The organism is Phenylobacterium sp., assembly GCF_037138395.1.
Taxonomy (GTDB): Bacteria; Pseudomonadota; Alphaproteobacteria; order Caulobacterales; family Caulobacteraceae; genus Phenylobacterium.
The window spans coordinates 1-21672 of record NZ_JBAXIM010000030.1 but is presented as its reverse complement, the minus strand read 5'-3'; the positions used below and the strand labels follow the sequence as shown (position 1 = coordinate 21672).

Annotated in this window: 17 protein-coding genes and 1 riboswitch; of the genes, 12 read left to right on the top strand and 5 right to left on the bottom strand. The window is 69.6% G+C overall.

Features of this window, described 5'->3' with window-relative positions:
* Nucleotides 1-21: 21 nt before the first annotated feature.
* The 3 genes from WCJ52_RS03920 (at nt 22) to purH (ending at nt 3791) form a co-directional block, all read left to right on the top strand.
* Entirely contained in the window at nt 22-1359 is a 1338-nt protein-coding gene (locus WCJ52_RS03920; RefSeq protein ID WP_336901995.1) for an RsmB/NOP family class I SAM-dependent RNA methyltransferase, read from the top strand.
* Nucleotides 1356-2015: a ribulose-phosphate 3-epimerase gene (gene rpe, locus WCJ52_RS03915; protein ID WP_336901994.1), complete on the top strand. Its 660-nt coding sequence runs from the start codon at nt 1356-1358 to the stop codon at nt 2013-2015. The genes WCJ52_RS03920 and rpe overlap by 4 nt, the downstream gene beginning before the upstream one ends.
* 56 nt (nt 2016-2071) lie before the next feature.
* Nucleotides 2072-2155: riboswitch (ZMP/ZTP riboswitch) on the top strand.
* Nucleotides 2156-2177: 22 nt separating this feature from the next.
* Nucleotides 2178-3791: a bifunctional phosphoribosylaminoimidazolecarboxamide formyltransferase/IMP cyclohydrolase gene (purH, locus tag WCJ52_RS03910; RefSeq protein WP_336901993.1), complete on the top strand. Its 1614-nt coding sequence runs from the start codon at nt 2178-2180 to the stop codon at nt 3789-3791.
* 9 nt (nt 3792-3800) lie between these two features.
* Here purH and WCJ52_RS03905 read toward each other — a convergent pair whose 3' ends face one another.
* Both WCJ52_RS03905 and WCJ52_RS03900 read right to left on the bottom strand, forming a co-directional pair.
* Nucleotides 3801-4499, bottom strand: a complete 699-nt coding sequence (locus tag WCJ52_RS03905; protein WP_336901992.1) for a pirin family protein — start codon at nt 4497-4499, stop codon at nt 3801-3803.
* Nucleotides 4500-4827: 328 nt separating this feature from the next.
* Nucleotides 4828-5724, bottom strand: a complete 897-nt coding sequence (locus WCJ52_RS03900; protein ID WP_336901991.1) for a dienelactone hydrolase family protein — start codon at nt 5722-5724, stop codon at nt 4828-4830.
* 153 nt (nt 5725-5877) lie between these two features.
* On the opposite strand from WCJ52_RS03900, the gene WCJ52_RS03895 reads away from it, so the two are divergent.
* The 5 genes from WCJ52_RS03895 to mutS all read left to right on the top strand — a co-directional run bounded on the left by WCJ52_RS03895 (nt 5878) and on the right by mutS (nt 14427).
* Entirely contained in the window at nt 5878-6360 is a 483-nt protein-coding gene (locus WCJ52_RS03895) for a hypothetical protein (protein ID WP_336901990.1), read from the top strand.
* Between the two features lie 173 nt (nt 6361-6533).
* Nucleotides 6534-8429 carry a molecular chaperone DnaK gene (gene dnaK, locus WCJ52_RS03890; RefSeq protein WP_336901989.1) on the top strand — a complete coding sequence of 632 codons (1896 nt, stop codon included), beginning with the start codon at nt 6534-6536 and terminating at the stop codon, nt 8427-8429.
* Between the two features lie 83 nt (nt 8430-8512).
* Nucleotides 8513-9664 carry a molecular chaperone DnaJ gene (dnaJ, locus tag WCJ52_RS03885; RefSeq protein ID WP_336901988.1) on the top strand — a complete coding sequence of 384 codons (1152 nt, stop codon included), beginning with the start codon at nt 8513-8515 and terminating at the stop codon, nt 9662-9664.
* A 79-nt stretch (nt 9665-9743) separates the two neighbouring features.
* The gene (locus tag WCJ52_RS03880) at nt 9744-11651 is read left to right on the top strand and encodes a hypothetical protein (RefSeq protein WP_336901987.1); all 1908 of its coding nucleotides are present in this window, start codon (nt 9744-9746) and stop codon (nt 11649-11651) included.
* Between the two features lie 82 nt (nt 11652-11733).
* The gene (gene mutS, locus WCJ52_RS03875) at nt 11734-14427 is read left to right on the top strand and encodes a DNA mismatch repair protein MutS (protein WP_336901986.1); all 2694 of its coding nucleotides are present in this window, start codon (nt 11734-11736) and stop codon (nt 14425-14427) included.
* Here the strand turns inward: mutS and WCJ52_RS03870 are convergent.
* Both WCJ52_RS03870 and WCJ52_RS03865 read right to left on the bottom strand, forming a co-directional pair.
* Nucleotides 14424-15392 (bottom strand): magnesium transporter CorA family protein, encoded by a 969-nt coding sequence (locus WCJ52_RS03870; RefSeq protein ID WP_336901985.1) that lies wholly within the window; start codon nt 15390-15392, stop codon nt 14424-14426. The genes mutS and WCJ52_RS03870 overlap by 4 nt on opposite strands.
* Nucleotides 15393-15421: 29 nt before the next feature.
* Nucleotides 15422-16093, bottom strand: a complete 672-nt coding sequence (locus WCJ52_RS03865; RefSeq protein ID WP_336901984.1) for a CHAP domain-containing protein — start codon at nt 16091-16093, stop codon at nt 15422-15424.
* Between the two features lie 506 nt (nt 16094-16599).
* Here WCJ52_RS03865 and WCJ52_RS03860 point away from each other — a divergent pair.
* Nucleotides 16600-17385, top strand: a complete 786-nt coding sequence (locus WCJ52_RS03860; protein WP_336901983.1) for a TerC family protein — start codon at nt 16600-16602, stop codon at nt 17383-17385.
* Nucleotides 17386-17458: 73 nt separating this feature from the next.
* On the opposite strand, the gene WCJ52_RS03855 is transcribed toward WCJ52_RS03860, so the two are convergent.
* Nucleotides 17459-19621 carry a primosomal protein N' gene (locus tag WCJ52_RS03855; RefSeq protein ID WP_336901982.1) on the bottom strand — a complete coding sequence of 721 codons (2163 nt, stop codon included), beginning with the start codon at nt 19619-19621 and terminating at the stop codon, nt 17459-17461.
* 125 nt (nt 19622-19746) lie between these two features.
* Here WCJ52_RS03855 and fsa point away from each other — a divergent pair, with 125 nt between their 5' ends.
* The 3 genes from fsa to WCJ52_RS03840 all read left to right on the top strand — a co-directional run.
* Nucleotides 19747-20400, top strand: a complete 654-nt coding sequence (gene fsa / locus WCJ52_RS03850; RefSeq protein WP_336901981.1) for a fructose-6-phosphate aldolase — start codon at nt 19747-19749, stop codon at nt 20398-20400.
* 16 nt (nt 20401-20416) lie between these two features.
* A complete protein-coding gene (locus WCJ52_RS03845) occupies nt 20417-21094 on the top strand; it encodes a DUF484 family protein (protein WP_336901980.1) in 678 nt (225 codons plus the stop codon).
* Nucleotides 21094-21672: site-specific integrase (locus WCJ52_RS03840; protein ID WP_336901979.1), on the top strand; the 579-nt coding region annotated here is incomplete at its 3' end. The genes WCJ52_RS03845 and WCJ52_RS03840, both read left to right, overlap by 1 nt.

The following is a 21672-nucleotide window of genomic DNA, read 5'->3' as shown; positions in this document are numbered from 1 at the left end:
GAACCGGGCAGGCGGCTATGCGTGACCGAACCCCGCATTCCCATCGGACTTCCCGCCCGCCGCGCCGCGCTCGACCTGCTGGCCGCCGCCTTCTCCCGCCGCGCCGGACTGGAGGACGAGTCCGCCGCGCCCGGCCTGGCTGACCTGGAGCCCCGCGACCGGGCCTTTGCCCGACTTCTGGTGCTGACGGCCCTGCGGCGGCTGGGCCCGCTGGACCGCGCCCTTGATGCGCGCATCCCGCGCGCCCCGCCGGAGATCGTTCGCAATATTCTGAGACTGGGGGCGGTCCAGGCCCTGGTCCTGGGCGCCCCGCCCCATGCAGCCGTGAGCGCCAGCGTCGACCTGGCCGAGTCGCTGCCTGACGCCCGCCGTTCCAAGGGCCTGGTCAACGCCGTCCTGAGGGGCCTGATCCGCGAGCCGCCGGACCTGTCCGACCCCGAGGCCCTGGCGCCGGACTGGCTGCTGGCCCGCTGGAGCGCGGCCTGGGGTCGGCCGGCCGCCCTCTCCGTGGCATCGATCATCGCCGGAGAGCCAGACACCGACCTGACTCTCAGGGAGGATCCGGGCGACCTGGCCGAGACGCTGACTCTGACCCGGATCGCCGCCGACACCTGGCGTACCGCCCGGCGGGGCGAGGTCGCAGCCTGGGACGGCTTTGCCGAGGGTCGCTGGTGGGTCCAGGACGCCAGCGCCGCCGTCCCCGCCCGCCTGCTGAACCCCAGGCCAGGCCTGACCGCCCTGGACCTCTGCGCCGCGCCTGGCGGCAAGACCCTGCAACTGGCGGCCGCCGGGGCGGAGGTCACCGCCCTTGACCGCTCTCCGGCCCGGCTGCGCCGGGTGCGGGAGAACCTGGAGCGGACCGGCCTGACCGCCGAGGTTATCGCCGCCGACTCCGGGACCTGGGATGACGGACGGACCTTTGACGCCGTCCTGCTCGACGCGCCGTGCAGCGCCACCGGGACCTTCCGCCGCAACCCGGACGTGCTCTGGGCGGTGAAGCCCGGGGACATCGCCTCCCTGGCCGCAGACCAGGCCCGGCTTCTGGACGCCGCCGCCCGGCGGGTGCGGCCGGGCGGGCGCCTTGTCTACTGCGTCTGCTCCCTGGAGACCGAAGAGGGCGAGGCCCAGGTCACCGGCTTCCTGAAGCGGTGCGCCGACTTCGCCCTCGATCCCATCGCCCCGGGAGAGGGCGGGGCGCCGCGGGAAAGCCGCCTTGAGGACGGGACCCTTCGGATCCTGCCGACCCACCGCCCAGGCGGGACAGACGGCTTCTTCATCGCCCGTTTCGCCCGTCGGCCGAACCGCCGCGCCCGCCGGGACTTGGCGCAGGGCGCAGGGGCCGTTAAATCCGGATCATGAGCCCGCGTCCGATCATCGCCCCGTCGATCCTCGCCGCCGACTTCGCCCGGCTGGGCGAGGAGGTCCGCGCCGTCCAGGCCGCCGGTGCCGACTGGCTGCATATCGACGTCATGGACGGCCACTTCGTGCCGAACATCACCCTGGGACCCGACATCGTCCGGGCCCTGAAGCCACACGCGACCATCCCCATGGACGTGCACCTGATGATCGCCCCCGTGGACCCCTTTCTCGAGGCCTTCGTCGAGGCCGGGGCCGACATTGTCAGCGTGCACCCGGAGAGCGGGCCGCACCTGAACCGGACCCTCAAGCGCATCCGCCAGTTGGGCGCCCGGGCCGGGGTGGTCTTCAACCCCTCGACCTCGCCTGCCGTGATCGAATGGATGATGGACGAGGTTGACCTGATCCTCGTCATGTCCATCAACCCGGGCTTTGGCGGCCAGAGCTTCATGCATTCCCAGCTGGCCAAGATCGAGACCCTGCGGCGGATGATCGACGCCAGCGGCCGGGACATCGTGCTGGAGGTCGACGGCGGCGTGACCGCCGAGACCGCACGCCTGTGCGTGGACGCCGGGGCCACCGCCCTGGTGGCGGGTACGGCGGTCTTCCGGGGCGGGCCCGACGCCTACGCCGCCAACATCGCTGCCCTGCGCGGCTGAGGCCCCGGGACGGGCTGAGGGCGGTTTCAGGGAATCGCCGGCTGGGCTAGAACCCTTTTGTCCTGCGTGACTGGCGAAACAGGTGGACCACCACCGGGGAGCGCAGGGACGTCAAAGCGCCGCTCGCCTGGGCCGACCTTCCGAACCGCCACGGAGAGCGCCATGACTGCTGCACCCGACTTCCCGCCCGCCCCTGACCGCGCGCCCATCCGCCGCGCCCTGATCTCGGTGTCGGACAAGACTGGCCTGGTCGAGGCGGCCCAGGCCCTGTCCCGGCTGGGGGTCGAGTTGGTCTCTACCGGGGGCACCCGCGCAGCCATCGCCGCAGCCGGCCTGGCGGTGAAGGACGTCTCGGACCTGACCGGCTTCCCGGAAATGATGGACGGTCGGGTCAAGACCCTGCACCCGGGCGTGCATGGCGGCCTGTTGGGCGTGCGCGACGCCCCGGCCCATGCCGCCGCCATGGCCGAGCATGGAATCGGCGGAATCGACCTCGTCTACGTCAACCTCTACCCCTTCGAGAAGACCGTGGCCGGCGGGGCGGACGCCGCCAACGCCATCGAGAACATCGACATCGGCGGACCGGCCATGATCCGCTCGGCGGCCAAGAACCACGCCTATGTGGCGGTCTGCACCGAGCTGGAGGACCTGCAGGCCGTGCTGGTGGAACTGGAGGCGGAGCGGACCACGAGCCTGTCCCTGCGCCGGACCCTGGCGGGCCGGGCCTATGCCCGCACGGCGGCCTATGACGCGGCCATCTCCACTTGGTTCGCTCGGGAACTGGGCGAGGCCGCCCCCAAGCGCCGCACCTTCTCGGGCCGGCTGGCCCAGACCCTGAGGTACGGCGAGAACCCCCACCAGGCGGCGGCCTTCTATGTGGAGGACTCCCCGCGCACGGGCGTGGCGACAGCCCGCCAGATGCAGGGCAAGGCCCTGAGCTACAACAACATCGCCGACACCGACGCGGCCATCGAACTGGTAGCGGAATTTGATCCGGCAAGGTCCGCGGCCGTGGCCATCATCAAGCACGCCAACCCCTGCGGCGTGGCCCTGGGCGCAGACCTCAAGACCGCCTACGCCCGGGCCCTGCAGTGCGACCCGGTCTCGGCCTTCGGCGGTATCGTGGCGGTGAACCGCCGGCTGGATGCGGCCACGGCGAAGGAGATCCTCAAGATCTTCACCGAGGTGGTCGTGGCGCCTGAGGCCGACGACGAGGCCATCGCCCTGTTCGCGAAGAAGAAAGACCTTCGCCTGCTGCTGACCGGTGGCATGCCCGATCCCCGGGCGCCGGGCGACGTCTTCAAGCCGGTCGCTGGGGGCTTCCTGGTCCAGGGCCGCGACACCTCCCGGGTGACCGCGGCAGACCTGAAGATCGTCACGCAAAGGCAGCCGACCCCGCAGGAGGTGGAGGACATGCTGTTCGCCTTCACCGTGGCCAAGCACGTCAAGTCCAATGCCATCGTCTTCGCCCGGGACGGCCAGACGGCGGGGATTGGCGCGGGCCAGATGAACCGGCGGGACTCCGCCCGGATTGCCGCGATCCGCGCCGGCGAGGCTGCCGAGCAGGCGGGCCTTCCGGAGAGCCTGGCCCAGGGCTCAGCCTGCGCCTCTGAAGCCTTCTTCCCCTTTGCGGACGGCCTGGTCCAGGCCGCAGAGGCGGGCGCCACGGCGGTGATCCAGCCGGGTGGGTCGATCCGCGACGCGGAGGTGATCGCCGCCGCCGACGCCGCCGGCGTGACCATGGCCTTCACGGGCGTGCGGGTCTTCCGGCACTGACCCCGCGGATCAGAGGGTGTCGACCATCACGAGTTCGGCGTCCTCCCGGGCGGTGATGCGCAGGACAGGCTCGTCGGTGATCGCCGCCCCGTCCCGGGTCCCGACGGTCACGCCATTGACCTCCACCGAGCCTCGGGCCGGCACGAGGTAGGCGCGCCGGCCAGGCGCCAGGGCGTAGTCCAGCGTATCGCCGGCCGGCAGGGTGGCGCCCAGCACCCGGCCCGGAGTGCGGATGGGCAGGGCCTCGTCCTCTCCCGGAAGGCCGGAGGCCAGGGTCACGAAGCGCCCGGCGCGGTCATCCCTCGGGAAGGGCCGGGCACCCCAGGATGGCGCGCCTCCGGCCTGGGCCGGCAGGATCCAGATCTGGAAGAGGCGGGTGACGCCCGGCTCGAGGTTGTACTCGGCGTGCCGGATGCCCGAGCCGGCGCTCATCACCTGGACGTCGCCGGCGGCGGTGCGACCCTGGTTTCCCAGGCTGTCCTGATGGCTGATCGCGCCCTCGAGGACATAGGTGATGATCTCCATGTCCTGGTGGGCATGGGGTGGAAAGCCCGTGTTCGGCTGGATGGCGTCGTCGTTCCAGACCCGCAGGGCACCCCAGTTCATGCGCGCCGGGTCCTGGTAGTCCGAGAAGGAGAAGTGATGCCGGGCCCGCAGCCAGCCATGGTCGGCACCGCCGAGGGTATCGAAGGCACGTAACTCGATCATGGGCGGGTTCCTTCGGCGGGAGTTCTCAGGGCCGCAAGATAAGGACTGGGAGGGTCAATTGGAAACGGCCGGGCGGAAGATTTTCCGTTGAACCCGCTGGACGCCCGAAAAGGGGCCGGGGTTCCTCGAGGGCGAGGACTCAGGGAGCCATTGCTCCCCCGAGGGGGAGCTGTCGGCGAAGCCGACTGAGGGGGTCAGCTGAGGGGCCGTCGACCCCCTCCGTCCCGGGGCTCTCGCCCCGGGCCACCTCCCCCTTGGGGGCGGAGTTACAGGGCCAATTACGCCCCAAGGGAGAGCTCAGGGCGAAGCCAGGCGAGGGTACCGGGACCTAGAACGGCCGGGGCTTGACCCCATTGGCGGCGAAGTGGGCCAGCATCCGGGTCCAGGCGTCCCGGGCTGCGGCAGGATCGTAACTGGTGCGGTAATCCGCGTGGAAACCGTGCTGGCTGTCCGGATAGACGATGATCTGACTGTCAGTCTTGCGCGCGGCGACCAGGGCGCTGCGCATGGCCTCGACATCGGCAAGGGGGATGCCCTGGTCCTTGCCGGCATAGAATCCGATCACCGGGGCCCGCAGCTGGGCCACGCCGGGGAGCGGCCAAGGGCGGTTGGTTTCGCCAAGGAACTCCCCCGGCTTGGGCGCGGTCAGCCGGCCATACCAGGCCGCGCCGGCGCGGAACTCCGGCATGCGTTCGCAGATGAGCCAGGAGATGGCACCGCCCCAGCAGAATCCAGTGACCGCCATCCGGGACTTGTCCACGAAGGACTGGGCCTTGAGGAACCGGACGGTCCCCGACAGGTCGTTGAAGATCTGCTTGTCCGAGGCCGCGCCCACAATGCGGCGGATCTGGTTGAAGTCATTGGTCTTCGAAGGATCACCCGACCGGACGAAGAGGTCCGGGGCAATGGCCACGTAGCCCAGCTTCGCCAGGCGGCGGCAGACGTCACGGATATATTCGTGGACCCCGAAGACCTCGGAAATCACCAGGACGACGGGAAACCGGCCCGGGGCGTCGGGGCGGGCCAGATAGGCGGGCACCATGCGGTCGCCCACATCCACCTCGACCTCGCCCGCGACAAGGCCCGTCGCGGGGGTCGTGACAGTCTGGGCCTCTGCGGAGAAGGCATAGAGGGCGTAGCCGCCGAAGGCGGCCAGGGCCAGTCTCCGCCGCGAGACGGTCAGGTCCCCAGGTTCGGTACCCTCCGGACGCGTCAGGGTCTTCATGGTTCGGGTCTCCCTCGCCAGCCCTCGCCGGCCGCCTCCCATTTGGCGACAGGTGCGGCCGGTGTCAAAGCCTGCGATGCCTGAAAGGTCGGTTCCGGGGGCTTCCGGCGGGGCTTGGGAGGGAGCATATCGTTGACTATGGACGGAAGACGGATGAGGCCGGGCGCCCTGCGCCGACTGACGGATGGGGAGATGGCGCTGGCGGCGGCCGTGTTCGGCTCCGCCCTGGCCCTGGAGCGCGTCCGGATCTTCGCCCTGCCGGTCTGGCGCCGTCCTTTCGCCGCAGGCCCGGCCCTGGTCTTCTGGCCGGCCTCCGTCGCCTTGCAGGACTTCAGCCAGGCCCGCCTGTCCCTGCAGGGCGTCCTGATCCATGAGCTGACCCACGTCTGGCAGGCTCAGACGGGCGTCAACCTGGCCCTGGCCAAGCTGCGGGCCGGGGACGGACCCGAGGCTTACCACTATGCACCGGGCTTTGGACTGGGGTTTTCGGACCTCAACATCGAGCAGCAGGCCATGGCCGTGCAGCACGCCTTCCTGGCCGCCCGGGGGGGGCCGACGCCCTTCGCCCCGGAGGTCCACGCCGCCCTTCTGGCGGGAACGCCCCTCGCGGCGGCACCAAAGCCCTCTACGGTTTAGGGACTTTGCACTTGCAGAGCGGCGCATTCGCACCATATCGCACGGCGACAGGATGGTTCCGAAAGAGCCTGCTGTTGACCCCGGACTGTTCAAGGGGACCGCAGGAACGGGGGGTGCTTGGTGACGAGGCTCCTCAGGCGTGGTCCGCCAAATAGGAGCATGTGAGACCCATCATGAGCAAGATCATCGGCATCGACCTCGGAACGACCAATTCCTGCGTCGCGATCATGGACGGCAAGACGCCCAAGGTGATCGAGAACGCCGAGGGCGTTCGGACCACCCCCTCGGTCGTGGCCTTCCTCGAGGACGGTGAGCGCCTCGTTGGCCAGCCCGCCAAGCGCCAGGCCGTGACCAACCCCTCCAACACCCTCTTCGCCATCAAGCGTCTGATCGGACGGAACTACAACGATCCGCTGGTGGAAAAGGACAAGGGCATGGTGCCCTATGACATCGTCAGGGGCCCGACCGGCGACGCCTGGGTCGAGGCCCAGGGTAAGGACTATTCCCCTCAGCAGGTCTCGGCCTTCATCCTCCAGAAGATGAAGGAAGCCGCCGAACAGCACCTCGGCGAGAAGGTCGACAAGGCCGTCATCACCGTCCCGGCCTACTTCAACGACGCCCAGCGCCAGGCCACCAAGGACGCCGGCAAGATCGCCGGGCTTGAGGTCCTGCGGATCATCAACGAGCCCACCGCCGCGGCCCTCGCCTATGGCCTGGACAAGAACGACGGCAAGAAGATCGTCGTCTACGACCTCGGCGGTGGCACCTTCGACGTGTCCGTTCTGGAAATCGGCGACGGCGTCTTCGAGGTGAAGGCCACCAACGGCGACACCTTCCTGGGCGGCGAGGACTTCGACCTGCGCATTGTCGAATTCCTGGCCGAGGACTTCCGGAAGGAGACCGGCGTTGACCTGCGGAAGGACAAGCTGGCCCTGCAGCGCCTGAAGGAAGAGGGCGAGAAGGCCAAGAAGGAACTGTCCTTCACCACCCAGTACGAGGTGAACCTGCCCTTCATCTCGATGAACGCCTCGGGGCCCCTGCACCTGAACATCAAGCTCTCGCGCGCCAAGCTCGAGTCGCTGGTGGAGGACCTGGTCGCCAAGACCGTTGGGCCCTGCGAGCAGGCCCTGAAGGATGCGGGCCTGAAGAAGGCGGATATCGACGAGGTGATCCTGGTCGGCGGCATGACCCGCATGCCCAAGGTCGTCGAGACGGTGAAGGCCTTCTTCGGCCGCGAGCCCCATACCGGCGTCAATCCCGACGAGGTGGTGGCCCTCGGCGCGGCCATCCAGGCCGGCGTGCTGCAGGGGGACGTCAAGGACGTCCTGCTGCTGGACGTCACCCCCCTGACCCTGGGCATCGAGACCTTGGGCGGCGTCTTCACGCCTCTTATCGAGCGGAACACGACCATCCCGACCAAGCGCTCGCAGACCTTCTCCACGGCCGATGACAACCAGTCGGCTGTGACCATCCGGGTCTCCCAGGGCGAACGCCCCATGGCCGCGGACAACAAGATGCTGGGCCAGTTCGACCTGGTCGGCCTCCCGCCGGCGCCCCGGGGCGTACCCCAGGTCGAGGTCACCTTCGACATCGACGCCAACGGCATCGTCAACGTCTCGGCCAGGGACAAGGCGACCAGCAAGGAACAGTCGATCCGGATCCAGGCGAACGGAGGCCTGTCGGATTCGGACATCGACGCCATGGTGCGCGAGGCTGAGGCCAACAAGGCCGAGGACGGGAAGCGCAAGGCGGTCGTCGAGGCCCGGAACCACGGCGAGGCCCTGATCCACTCCACGGAAAAGGCTGTGGTCGAACATGGCGACAAGGTTGGCGAGGCCGAGAAGTCGGCCATCACCTCGGCCATCGAGGACCTGAAGTTGGTGCTGGAAGGCGAAGACGCCGAGGCCATCTCGGCCAAGACCCAGGTCCTGGCCCAGGCCTCGATGAAGCTTGGCGAGGCCATGTATGCCGCCCAGCAGGGTGGCGAGGGCGACAGCGACGGCTCCGGCCCTGACGACGTCGTCGACGCCGAATTCGAGGAAGTCAACGAAGACGGCAAGAAGGCCTGAACCTGTCCGGGACCCGGCCCCGCCTCGACCTGAGGCGGGGTCGGCGTCCTTTCGGAAAGATGTATCGGAAGGCCTGACGCCTCATGCGCGACTACTACGAAATCCTGGGCGTACCTCGCGGCAGCGATGAAGCCGCCCTCAAGTCTGCCTTCCGCAAGCTGGCCATGGAGCACCACCCGGACCGGAATGGCGGCTCTGAGGAGGCATCGACGCGATTCAAGGAGATCAACGAGGCCTATTCGGTCCTGTCCGATCCCAAGAAGCGGGCCGCCTATGATCAGTTCGGCCACGCCGGGGTGAACGGCGGCCAAGGCGGCGGTGGCGCGGGCTTCACCGACATCAACGACATCTTCTCCGAGGTCTTCGGGTCAGCCTTCGGCGACATGTTCGGCGGCGGGCAGAGGCGCAGCGGCCCGGCCCGGGGCCAGGACCTCCGCTACGACCTCGAGATCAGCCTGGAGCAGGCCTATGCCGGAGCGGAGGTCGAAATCACCGCCGCCACCGCCATGAGCTGTGAGGCCTGCGAGGGCGGCGGGGCCAAGCCGGGGACCAGCCCCGTCACCTGCCCGACCTGTGGCGGGGCCGGCCGGGTCCGGGCCGCCCAGGGCTTCTTCGCCATCGAGCGCACCTGCCCCCGATGCGGTGGTGAGGGGCGGACCATCAGCGATCCCTGCACCTCGTGTCGCGGCCACGGCCAGGTCCGGCGCAACCGGACCCTCCAGGTCCGCATCCCCGCCGGCGTAGACGACGGCTCGCGGATCCGCCTGGCGGGCGAGGGCGACTCGGGAGCCCGGGGCGGACCCCGCGGCGACCTCTACATCTTCGTCTCGGTACGGCCCCACGACCTGTTCGAGCGCGAAGGCCTCGACCTGCACTGCACCGTACCGGTCCCCATGACCACGGCGGTCCTTGGCGGTGAGATCGAGGCCCCGTGCCTTTCAGGCGGCCCGGGCGCAGGTGGCGAGGAGACTGACCGGGTGACCGTCAAGGTGCCGGAAGGCACCCAGACCGGCCGGACCCTGCGCATACGGGGTCGGGGCATGCCCTCCCTGCGCAGCCGTGAGCGTGGCGACCTTTTGGTGGAGCTCTTCGTGGAGACGCCGACCCGGCTCGACGGCCGGCAAAAGGCGCTGATGCAGGAGTTCGCCGAGATCTCCAGCGAGCAGCAGCATCCGGAATCCAGCGGATTCCTGAACCGGGCTAAGAGATTCTGGGAAGATGTCACCGGGGGCTGAAGCCCGTCTTTCCCATTCGCCCGGGCGGCCCTAGACTTGGCTTCCGCCCTGGGCTGAACCCGGGATGAGGGAGGATGCCATGACCCACGCCGCAGTCCGGATCGCCGCTGCCTGCCTGTCCGCAGCCCTGCTCTCAGGGCCCGTCGCCGCAATGGCGGCGCCGATGGCGCGCCCCGCACCGGCCGGAGACGCCGGCAGCCGGGTCCCGGGCTATCCCGACGTGGTCGCCGAATACATCCAGGTTCCCGGGGGCAAGGCGCCCGGCACCCCCACCGCCCTCAACACCGCCAGCTTCCTGCGCCTCCGGGCCTCTGCCGACGGCGACCGGCCCCGGCCCGCCAACGCCGTGATCGTCGGACTGCCGGGCTTCTCCTCGACCCCGCCCCATTGGCTCTTCCTGTCCAGCCAGATGGTCTCCGGCGCGGCAAAGCAGAGCTGCGACGGCCAGCCGTGCCGGCTGGAGGTCTGGGTCCTGCAGCGCCGGGGTGCCAACCTTGCCGAGACCGAGGCCCTGACCGAGGCCCGGCGCAAGGGCGACCCGCAGATCGCCCTGAACCACTACCTCGGCGCGAACGCTATCGGGCCCGACGGCAAGGTGGGCCCCGCCACCGCCGCTGCGGCCTGGAAGCCCCTGACCCAGGCGGACCTGGCCTTCATGGCCGACTGGGGCTTCGAGGCCTATGCCGCGGATGTCGACGCCATGATCGGGCGGATCCGCGAGCGGTCCGGCGCCCGCAACATCTTCCTTGCCGGGCACAGCCAGGGCGGCGGCTTCGTTTCCAACTATGCGGCGCGGCGGGGCCCAGGCGGCAAGCGTGGGGTGGAGGGCCTGGCGGGGCTGATCTTCCTCGACGGCGGCCCGTCGGCGGGCGTTCAGCCCCAGCCCACTGCCGCTGAGCTTGACGCCTACCTTGCCCGGGTCAACGCCCTGCGCAGCGGCAAGGACCGGGTCTATACCGACGCCAACGGCCTCCTGGGCGCCATAGCCGGGCCGGCCTCCGCCGCCAGCCAGTCCGTGACCGGCGTCTACTACGCCCTGTCCGATCCCAACGCCGAGGCCATCTTCCCCCTGCGCGTCGCGGGTATGGCGCCCGCCCCGGGGGACGACTTCCTGAAGACCACCCGCATGACCTGGCTTGCCCGGGCCGGTGCGAGCTTTGATACCGACCCCGTGCCCGGCGGCGGGGTACAGATGCAGATCCTGCAGTTCCTGGGCCAGGGCCTGGGCCGGCTGGACTTCACGCCCATGCCCGGGACATCGGACCGCTGCGACCGCACGCCGCCGGCGGCGGCGGCCGGCCCCCTGCGCGCCATGGGTCCGCCCCCCAAGTGCGTACCCTCTGGTGCCATGGTCGATCCTAGCCGGGTCCACGGCTGGATCGAGCCCGGACCCGAGGGGCCGAAGGAGGCCGGCCGGGCGGGCCTGTGGCTAAGCGCCCAGGCCTTCGCGCCCACGCGCTCCAACATCCGGCCCGTGACGGTGAAGTTCGCCCAGTCAGGACGGCGGGTGATCGATGCCTCCGACATGATTGGCTCGAACTGGTACCCTTCCGAGCGCTGGGACTTCGACGCGGGCTTCGTGGGCCGCTACCGGACGCTGAAGATCGACCGCGACGGCGTGAAGCTTGACGTCGACAAGGCCGCCATCGCCGCTGTCCCGGTCTATGTGGCCCGCCAGGGCTTCACCCAGGGCGTGACCGGCAACCCCTTCCCGGGCGTGAAGGACTATACCGAGGTGAACAAGACCGGGACCTGGCAGACCCCGGAGGCCAAGGCCATCAGCCCCCTCGACCCGGCTATCAACGTCGCCATCTACTTCCATACCGACTTCGTGGGCGCGGACGATTCCCGGGCGGGCCAGGCCCGGCCTGGCGAACCGGGGGCCTCGGCCATATCGGGCACCCTGGTCGACTGGGTGCTGAAGCGGGCCAAGGGCCTGTCTGACACGCCGACCCCGGCTGCCCTCGGCGTGCGGGCCCGGTATTGAGCGGAGCCTGGGCCTGCAGGAAAGCGAGTCATGCCGGACGCTGGTGACGCCGCGGCGGCTGGCGGCTAGTTTACGTGTCGAGATGAACGCCCCCGCCATGCCCCAGGTCGATTCGTCCGGCGCCACGCCGGTGATGGCGCAGTTCTTCGAGGCCAAGTCGCGCCAGCCCGACGCCCTGGTCTTCTTCAGGATGGGCGATTTCTACGAACTCTTCTTCGACGACGCCCGGCAGGCCGCTGCCGCCCTTGGCATCGCCCTGACGGCCCGGGGCCAGCACGCCGGCGAGCCCATCCCCATGTGCGGCGTGCCCGTGCATGCGGCGGAAGCCTATCTTTCCAAGCTGATCCGGTCCGGCTTCAAGGTCGCGGTCTGCGAGCAGATGGAGGACCCGGCGGAGGCGCGAAAGCGCGGATCCAAGTCAATCGTGCGCCGCGACATCGTCCGGGTGGTGACGCCAGGAACCCTGACAGAGGACGGCCTGCTGGACGCCCGGGGCTCCAACCGGCTGGCCGCGGTGGCCGTGAGGGCGGGCGCCGCCGCCATCGCCAGCGTCGAGCTGTCCACCGGTGAGGTCGAGGTCTGGGCGCTTGGCAAGGCCTCTCTCGCCTCGGCCCTCGCCGCCCTGGGCCCTTCGGAGATTCTCGCGCCGGATCGGCTCTTCGCCGACGAGGCGGTCAGCGTAGCCCTGAAGGCGGCCGGGGGGCTCGTCCAGCCCATGCCGTCGGCCCTCGCCGAGCCCGGCGCGGCGGAGGCCCGACTGAAGCGGCTCTATGGGGTCGAGACCCTGGACGGTTTCGGTACCCTGTCCGGAGCGGAAATCTCGGCCCTTGGCCTGATCGCAGCCCACCTCGAGACCACCCAGGCCGGCAGGATGCCCTCGCTCGGGCCACCCCGAAGGGCCGGCGAGGCCGACGTCATGGCCATCGATCCCGCCACCCGGGCCAGCCTGGAGATCGAGCGCAGCCTGTCCGGTGGACGCGAGGGCTCCCTGCTGGCGACGATCGACCGGACAGTCACGGCACCTGGCGCCCGTCTCCTGGCGAGCCGGCTGGCCCGGCCCCTCCTGGATCCTGACCGCATCAACCGGCGGCTGGACGCCGTGGACGGCTTCCGGGCCCGGCGCGACCTGCGCCGCCAGGTCAGGGAACGGCTCAAGGGCATGGGGGACATGGCGAGGGCCCTGTCCCGTCTGGCCTTGGGCAGAGGGGGGCCGAGGGACCTGGGCTGCCTGCACGAGGGCCTGACGGGCGGCGCCGGCCTCCACGACCTGTTCCGCCAGGATGGCAGTCCCCTCGATGCGCCCCTTCCCGTCGCCCTGGCAGAGGCCCTCGAGGCTCTCGACCTCAGCCGGAGACACGACTTGGCTGGCCTGCAGGCCAGCCTGCAAGCCGGCCTCGGCCCGGACCTGCCCCCCCAGGCCCGGGACGGCGGGTTCGTGGCCCCCGGCGTCCGCCCTGAACTCGACGAGGCCCGGCGCCTGAGGGATGACAGCCGCCGGGTCGTACTCTCCCTCGAGGCCCGCCTGGCGACTGAGAGCGGCGTGGCCCTCAAGATCCGCCACAACGGGGTCCTGGGCTATTTCATCGAGGCCACAGCCAAGGCCGCCGAACCCCTGCTTCGGGCCCCGCTGAACGCAACCTTCATCCACCGCCAGACCCTGGCCAGCCAGATGCGGTTCACCACGGTGGAGCTGGCCGAGCTTGACGCCCGGATCGCCCAGGCGGGGGAGAGGGCCCTGGCGATCGAGGCCGCCACCTTCGAGGCCTGGCGGGAACAGGCCTGCGCCCTGGCCGGTCCCGTCAGGGAAGCCGCCGCGGCCTGCGCCATCCTCGACGTGGCTGCTGCCCTTGCGGAATGGGCCGAGGACGCCGACGCCGTGAGACCCGAGATCGACCGGAGCACAGTCCTCGACGCCGAGGGCGCCCGGCATCCCGTGGTGGAGGCGGCGGTCCGGCGGGCGGGCGGCGCCTTCACGCCCAACGACTGCCGGCTGGACGGCCAGGGCGTGACGGCCCCCCGGCTGGCGATCGTCACTGGGCCCAACATGGCTGGCAAGTCGACCTTCCTTAGGCAGAACGCCCTGCTTGCCGTGCTGGCCCAGGCCGGATGCCCGGTCCCCGCCCGGCGGCTGCGCCTGGGCGTCGTCGACCGCCTGTTCAGCCGGGTCGGCGCGGGCGACGACCTGGCCCGGGGCCGGTCTACCTTCATGGCCGAGATGGTGGAGACCGCCGCCATCCTGACCCAGGCCACGCCCCGGTCCCTGGTTATCCTGGACGAAATAGGTCGGGGCACGGCGACCTGGGACGGACTGGCCATAGCCTGGGCCTGCGCCGAGGCCCTGCACGACACCAATCGTTGCCGGGGCCTCTTCGCAACGCACTACCACGAACTGGCCGAACTCGAGCGCCGGCTGGCGAGCGTGGCCAACCTGTCCATGCGCGCCCGGGAGTGGAACGGCGAGCTGGTCTTCCTGCATGAGGCGGGGCCCGGCCCCGCAGACCGGTCCTACGGCGTCCAGGTCGCGCGGCTGGCGGGGGTGCCGCCCGCGGTGGTGGCCCGGGCGCACGAGGTCCTGCAACGCCTGGAGCGGGAGGCGGGCGCCCCGGCCCAGCTGGGCGACCTGCCCCTGTTCGCGGCGCAGGCGCCCGGCCTCGCCGAACCGGCCAGTCCTTCGCTGGTCGAAGGCGCCCTCGCAGACATGGACCCGGACAGCATGAGCCCGCGTGAGGCGCTCGAGGCGCTCTACCGGCTGAAGGGCCTCGGTGCCCCTGGCTAGAACCAGCCCTTGTGCCGGAACCAGAGCAGGGGCGCGACGCCGCTGACTACCATCAGGCCCAGGGCCAGGGGGTAGCCCCAGGGCCAGGTGAGCTCGGGCATGACCTCGAAATTCATCCCGTATATGGCCCCGATAAGGGTGGGCGGCATGAGGAGCACCGTGAAGACCGAGAAGGTCTTTATACTGACGTTCTGCTCGATGTTGATCAGGCCGAGGGCAGCGTCGAGCAGGAAGGCGATGTGCGCAGACTGGGCGGCGGCGTGCTCGGTCAGGGACTGGACATCCTGCTGCACCGAGATCAGGTGAGCCTGGGCGGAGGGGTTTCCCGCGATCTCGGGTGCCAGGGCGGCGAAGCTGGCCAGCCGGGCCAGGCCTGCAAGGCTGGTTCGCGCCAGGGCGGCCAGGGACTGGGTCCGGGCCAGGCTCGTCAGCAGGGGCTCGAAGGCGGCACCCCGGGGACGGTCGAAGATGGCGTTGGAAGCGGACTGGACCCGCTCGGAGCCGCGTTCGAGGACGTCAGCCAGACGTTCGATCACAGCGTCGAGGAGGTCGAGAAAGAGGTCCACCTCCGACGTACAGTCATAGTCGGCACCCGTGAGCCTCTGGCTGAAGGCCGAAAAGGCCCTAAGGGGTTCGTAGCGCAGGGTGATAAGGCGACCGCCGGCGAGGACGAAAGTCACGGGTGTCAGGATGGGGTGCTCTTCCTCGTACCGACTCAGCAGGCTGGCGGTCATGAAGGTCGCCCCGCCCTCCATATAGAGGCGGCTGGACGGTTCGATCTGCGCCATTTCCCGGGATGTGGGCAGATCCAGGCCCAGGGCGCTTTCGAGGATTGCCTCCTCCTGGCGCTCGGGGCTGACCAGTTCGATCCAGATGATATCTTCTGGCACCTGCCAGTCCGTGGGCAGGTCCAGGGCGTGAACGGTCCGGAAAATCCGGGTCGCGCGGGGAAGGAAATTGAGCATGCGCAGCCAGCCGGGGACGCGCCGGACCGCTAGCGCGGCGGCGGCGCGGTAACCGACTGGATAAGCGCGGCGATCCGGTCGCCAGCGTCGGCGGCCTGTCCCAGGATGGACAGGGGCGAGGCGCCCGGACGGACGGTGGAGGCAACCTGGCTGGCGGCGCTCTGGGCCACGGTCAGGGCGGCGCTCTGGGCGACATTGAACTGGCCGGAGGCCATGTGCGCGGCCTGGGCATCCGGATAGATGAAGCCATAGGTCGGATAGGTGCTGGAGCCGAGATCGCGGACCGGATCGTACCAGACCTTCACCCGGGACCAGTCGCCCGCCGCGGAGACGTCGATCACGGTGACGTCGCGTTCGATCTGGCCGCGGGTTCCGCCAATCCGGGACCAGTTGGCATGGGTGATCTGGATGACGCGGTCAGTGAGGACCTGGCTGACGACGGCCACGTGGCCGAGGGTCATGGCGCCAGAGGGCTTGAAACAGAGGACAGAACCGGACGTCGGGGTGAGGCCTGTCTGATAGCGGCCGGTCGCCTGGCGCCACCAGGTATGGGCGTCGCCGAAGATCTGGATTCCGGAAATGAGCCGCGCAAAGGGCACGCACTGCCAGTAACGGTCAGCCACGGCGCTGGACAGGGGCGCAAGCGCCACGATCCCCGCGACGAGCACCCCGACGGCGATGTGCATGGTACGCCTGAACATCAAGCCACTACCCTCAAGCCTTCAGGACTCCGCGTTTAGCGCCTCGGGACGAATCCCGCAAGTCCGACTGACGCATTGCACATAGTTCCGAAAGGGAATTGAAAGTCAAATTGAATGCCATCTATCGATATAAGTGTGATATACTTACAAATAATATCGCATATTGTTATCTATTAATCTGTTGCAAATCAAAAATATTCTCACGCTTTCAAGCCATTTTCGCATTTGGTTTACCTTTACTTCCCGTGTAATCGCGCCAGATCGACCATCTGAAAGCTTTAGAGGCATCGATTAAGATTTGGGGTCGGGAGGAAAAGTCGGGAAATTGCGGCGTTCGGCCTGACGCCAGAGAGGAGAGCGGCAGCGCGGTATGTGAGCCACCGCCTGAGTTTCCGGCGCCCGGCGCCTGCTAAGACGGCACCGTGGCCTCCGCGAAAAGAAAATTCGCCGGGGATATTCTCATCGCTGTACTGGCGCTGACGCAATCCTGCCTTAAGTTCCCGCGCATGGACGCAATCGCCCCCCTCCTTACCGATCCCGCCGCCTGGGCGGCCCTGCTCACCCTGATCGCCTTGGAGGTGGTGCTCGGCGTCGACAACCTGATCTTCATCTCGATCCTCTCGAACAAGCTGCCCGAGGCACAGAGACAAAGGGCCCGGCGGATCGGGATCAGCCTCGCCCTCTTCATGCGGCTGGGCCTACTGTCGACCCTCTCCTGGTTGGTACACCTGACGGAGCCCGTGTTCGCTCTGCCCTGGGCGAAATCCGGAGTGGACGGGGCGATTGATCTGAGCTTTTCCTGGCGGGACCTGATCCTGATCGCTGGCGGCCTCTTCCTGCTCTGGAAGGCCACCAAAGAGATCCACGGCATGGTCGACCCCAAGCCCAGCGACGACGTCCTCGACAAAAGGGCCGTGGTCGCGGCTAATTTTGGGGCGGTGATCTTCCAGATCATCCTGATCGACATGGTCTTCTCGTTGGACTCGATCCTGACCGCCGTGGGTATGACCGACCAACTGCCGATCATGACGGTTGCGGTGATCGTTACTGTAGGCATCATGCTGCTCGCCGCCGACCCTCTGGCCAAATTCATCCACGAGAACCCCACCCTGGTGATGCTGGCTCTCGGCTTCCTGCTGATGATCGGTATGGTGCTCATCGCCGACGGCTTCGGGATCCACATCCCCAAGGGCTACGTCTACACGGCCATGGGCTTCTCGGTGGGGGTTGAGAGCCTCAACATCATCGCCCGGAACGCCAAGACGAAGAAGGAAGGCCAGGCGGGTCACTGACCCGCCGGCCCCGGCCGGACCCCCAAGAAAAACAGGGGCCCTAGAAAAACAGGGGCCCTAGAAGAACAGGGCCCTAGAAGAAGCTGTAGGGGTCGATATCGACCGTGACCCGGATCGAGCCGCGCGGCTTCACCCGGGCCCGCCAGGCGCCCATATAGCCAGAGAGGTCCACCTGCCGGTCGGCCCGGACCAGGAAACGCTTCCGGCGACGCCCACGGACCAGGGCGAGGGGGGCGTCGGCCGGGCCGTAGACCTCGACGCCCTCGGCATTGGGCGCAGAGGCAGCCATTTCCCGGGCGAAGGCCTCGAGGGCCTCGGGGTCCCGTCCAGAGACGATGACGGCGGCGAGCCGGCCGAAGGGTGGCAGGCCGGCGATCTCGCGCTCGTCCAGTTCGGTGCGGACGAAGGCGTCCCGATCCTGCGCCCTGAGGGCCTGCATGACCGGATGTTCCGGTGCCCAGGTCTGGATGAGGGCCCGGCCCGGGCGATCCCGGCGGCCCGCCCGCCCGGTCGCCTGGGCCAGTAGCTGGAAGGTCCGCTCCGCCGCCCGCAGATCGCCGCCACGCAGGCCGAGGTCCGCGTCGATCACCCCGACAAGCGTGAGGTTGGGAAAGTTATGCCCCTTGGCGGCCGCCTGGGTGGCCACCAGGATATCAATTCCCCCGGTCTCCATGGTCTCGACCAGGACCCGGGCGTCCGTCGCGCTGCGCACCGTGTCCGAGGAGAAGACCGCAATCCGCGCCTCGGGAAACAAGAGGCGGGCCTCCTCCTCGAGCCGCTCGACCCCCGGACCGATCGACACGAGGGAGTCCGCCGCCCCGCAGTGCGGGCAGTGGGTGGGGCGGGGCATGGAGAAGCCCGTCAGGTGGCAGACAAGACGGTTGGTGTAGCGATGCTCGACCAGCCAGGAATCTGTGTCGGGCGCTGTCAGCTTCTGGCCGCAGGCCTTGCAGAGTACCAGGGGGGCATAGCCGCGCCGGTTCAGGAAGAGCAGGGTCTGCTCACCCGCCGCGAGCGTCTCGGCCATGGCCTCGGCCAGGGGGGGTGAGATCCAGCGTCCCGTCTCCGGGGGTGCCTGCCGGAGGTCGACGAGGCGGATGTCCGGAAGCCGGGCTTCCCCATGCCGGTCGGACAGCCTCAGCCAGCGGTAGCGGCCGGTCTCGGCGTTGCGCAGGGACTCCAGGGACGGGGTGGCTGAGGCCAGGATGACCGAGGCCTCCTCTATCTTGGCGCGGACCACGGCCAGGTCCCGGGCCTGGTAGATGAAGCCCTCCTCCTGCTTGAAGGAGGTGTCGTGCTCCTCGTCCACCACCACCAGCGATAGCCGCCGGAAGGGCAGGAAGAGGGCTGAGCGGGCACCCACCACGACCCGGCACCGGCCTTCCGCCACCGCGTCCCAGACCTGGCGCCTGTGGGGCGGGGCGACGCCGGAGTGCCATTCGCCCGGGGCACCGCCGAAGCGTTCCGTAACCCTTGCGATCAGGGCCTGTGTCAGGGCGATCTCCGGCAGCAGGACGAGGACCTGGGCCGCCGGATCCGCGGCCAGGGCAGCGCGGACCGCCTCCAGATAGACCTCGGTCTTTCCCGATCCCGTCACGCCATCCAGGAGGGCGGCCTGGAAACCGCCTTCGGCGATCATGGCCTTCAAGGCGGCGGCGGCGGCGGCCTGACTGACATTGAGGGGCGGCGCCGGCAGGTCCAAGTCGGGCGGCCCAAAGGGCTCAGGCGCAGGCGTTAAGCGAAGCTCGAGGGCACCGTCGTCGATCAGGCCCCGGACAACCGCGGCGGAGACCCCGGCCCTGCGGGCGAGGTCGGCGGGCATTGCGGGACCCGCGGCCGCGGCCTCCAGGACCCGGGTGCGGGCGGGGGTAGAGCGGGTGGGTGGCCGGCCGGTAGCCGCCACCATCCGGTCGGGACGCGGCGGCGGGGCCCTCGCGCCGCGCAGGGCGATGGCCAGGGGCAGGCCGGCGACGTCGGCGGCATAGCGGGCGGCCCACTGCACGAACTCCAGGGTGGAGGGCCCCAGCGGGGGCACATCGAGCCGCCCGACCAGGGGCTTCAGGGGCCGGTTCCCGCCAACGCCCTCGCGCAGCCCGGTCACCACCCCGGTCACAAGCCGGCCCCCGAGGGGCGCGGCGACCTGGTCGCCAACAGCCAGCTCCAGGCCGTCGGGCGCCTCGTAGTCGAAGGCCTCGGGGAGGGGCAGGGGCAGGAGGACGGAGGCGATGCGGCTCATCTTGTCGTCTTCATACCCCGAGTGCGCCCGCGCCGCCTCCGCTTCCTCGACAGGATCAGGTCGGGGCTTCCGGGCGGCGATCATCAGCCCTACAAGGGCCCGATAACAGAAGCGGACGCAGCAACATGCAACTCTTCCTCGACACCACGGATGTGGCGATCCTCCGGGACCTGGCCGCCACAGGCCTCGTCGACGGGGTGACCACCAACCCCACCCTGATCGCGAAGTCGGGCCGGCCGATGTTCGATGTGATCGCCGAGATCTGCAGCCTGGTCGAGGGGCCCGTCAGCGCGGAAGTGGCCGCCACCGACACGGTGGGTATGCTGGCCGAGGGGGCGAAGCTGGCCGCCATCGCGCCCAACGTGGTGGTCAAGGTGCCGCTGACCCGGGAAGGCCTGGTGGCGACCTCCGAGTTCGCGGTCCTGGGCATCGCGACGAACGTCACCCTCTGCTTCTCCGCCGCCCAGGCCCTGCTGGCGGCCAAGGCGGGCGCCTCATACATCTCGCCCTTCATCGGCAGGCTGGATGACCATGGCGCCGACGGCATGTCGCTGATCGCCGAAATCCGCGCCATCTACGATAACTACGATTTTGACACCGAGATCCTGGCGGCGTCGATCCGGAGCCCCGACCATGTCACGATGGCGGCCCTGGCCGGGTCGGACTGCGCCACACTGCCGCCGGAGGTCTTCGCCGCCCTCTTCAAGCACCCGTTAACCGAACGGGGCCTTTCTCAATTCCTGAGCGACTGGGCCGCAACCGGGCAGTCGATTCTCTGACGGAGGCGAGATGCGAATGCGCGGGGCAGGCGAGGCAGAGCCGACGGAAGATCCCTGTCCCGAGACCGTGCGGGCCGCCCTCCTCAAGCGTCCGGACATTCTGACGGGTGATCCCAAGACCCTGCAGGCCCTCGGCCTGGCCCTTGGCGCGGACGCCCGCGTGGTGGCCTTCGGTCCCGCAGCCCTGGCCCGGGTCAGCGAGACAGCACGCCGGGAGAGCGAGGCCCGGGCCAGCCTCGAGGCGGTGGCGCGGGCCAATTTCGTCGCCCATGACCAGACCCGGGAGGCGGTGGTCGACCTCCTCGACGCCCGGGACGCCCCGGACCTGGCCCGACGCCTCGATGAGATCGCACGCACCCGGTTCGGGCTGCAGGCCGGAGCCCTGGGGCTCGAGGGCATGGCGGCACCAGAGGGCTGGCGGGCTCTGCCCCCCGGAGGCGTGGACCAGCTCCTGGAGCCCGGGGCCAACCTCCTGCTCGGCTTCCGGGCCACGGCCGTGGGCCTGTTCGGCGATCAGGCGCCCTTCATCCGGTCCATGGCCCTGGCCAGGCTGGATCTGCCGGATGACGGGGGCGTGGGCCTGATGGGGTTTGGCTCCGGCGACCCCGAAGGCTTCACCCCGGACATGGGCCCGGAGCTCGTCGGCTTTATGGCCCGGGTGACCGAGAGGCTGGCGGGGCGGCTCCGGCGCTGATGGACGCCCGCGCCGCCCTCGACCAGTGGCTGCAGCACCTGGAGCAGGAAAGGCGCCTGTCGCCGCGCACCCTGGCCGCCTATGGATTCATCGGCCGGCGCTATCTGGGCTTTCTGGAGCGCCACCGCGCGGGCCCCTTGTCTGCGGGCGACCTGGGAGAGATCAGCGCGGCGGAGATCCGGGCCTGGCTGGCCGTGCTGCGCCAGGGCGAGACGCCGCTCTCGCCACGGTCGCTCTCCCAGTCCCTGTCGGCGGTACGGACCTTCCACGCCTTCCTGGATCGGCGGATGGACATTCCCAATCCGTCCCTCGCCCTGGTGAGGGGGCCGCGTGTGCGCCCCTCCACACCCCGCCCGGTCACGGAGACCCAAGCGGCCGAACTCCTCGCTGAACCCGGCCTGGATGCCAATCTCGACCCCTGGGAGGCTGCCCGGGATGCTGCGGTCCTGACCCTGCTCTACGGCTGCGGCCTGCGCATTTCCGAGGCCCTGTCCCTGCGCCGGCGGGACGCTCCGCTCGGGGAGGTCCTGCGCATCACCGGCAAGGGGGGAAAGACCCGGATGGCGCCGATCCTGCCC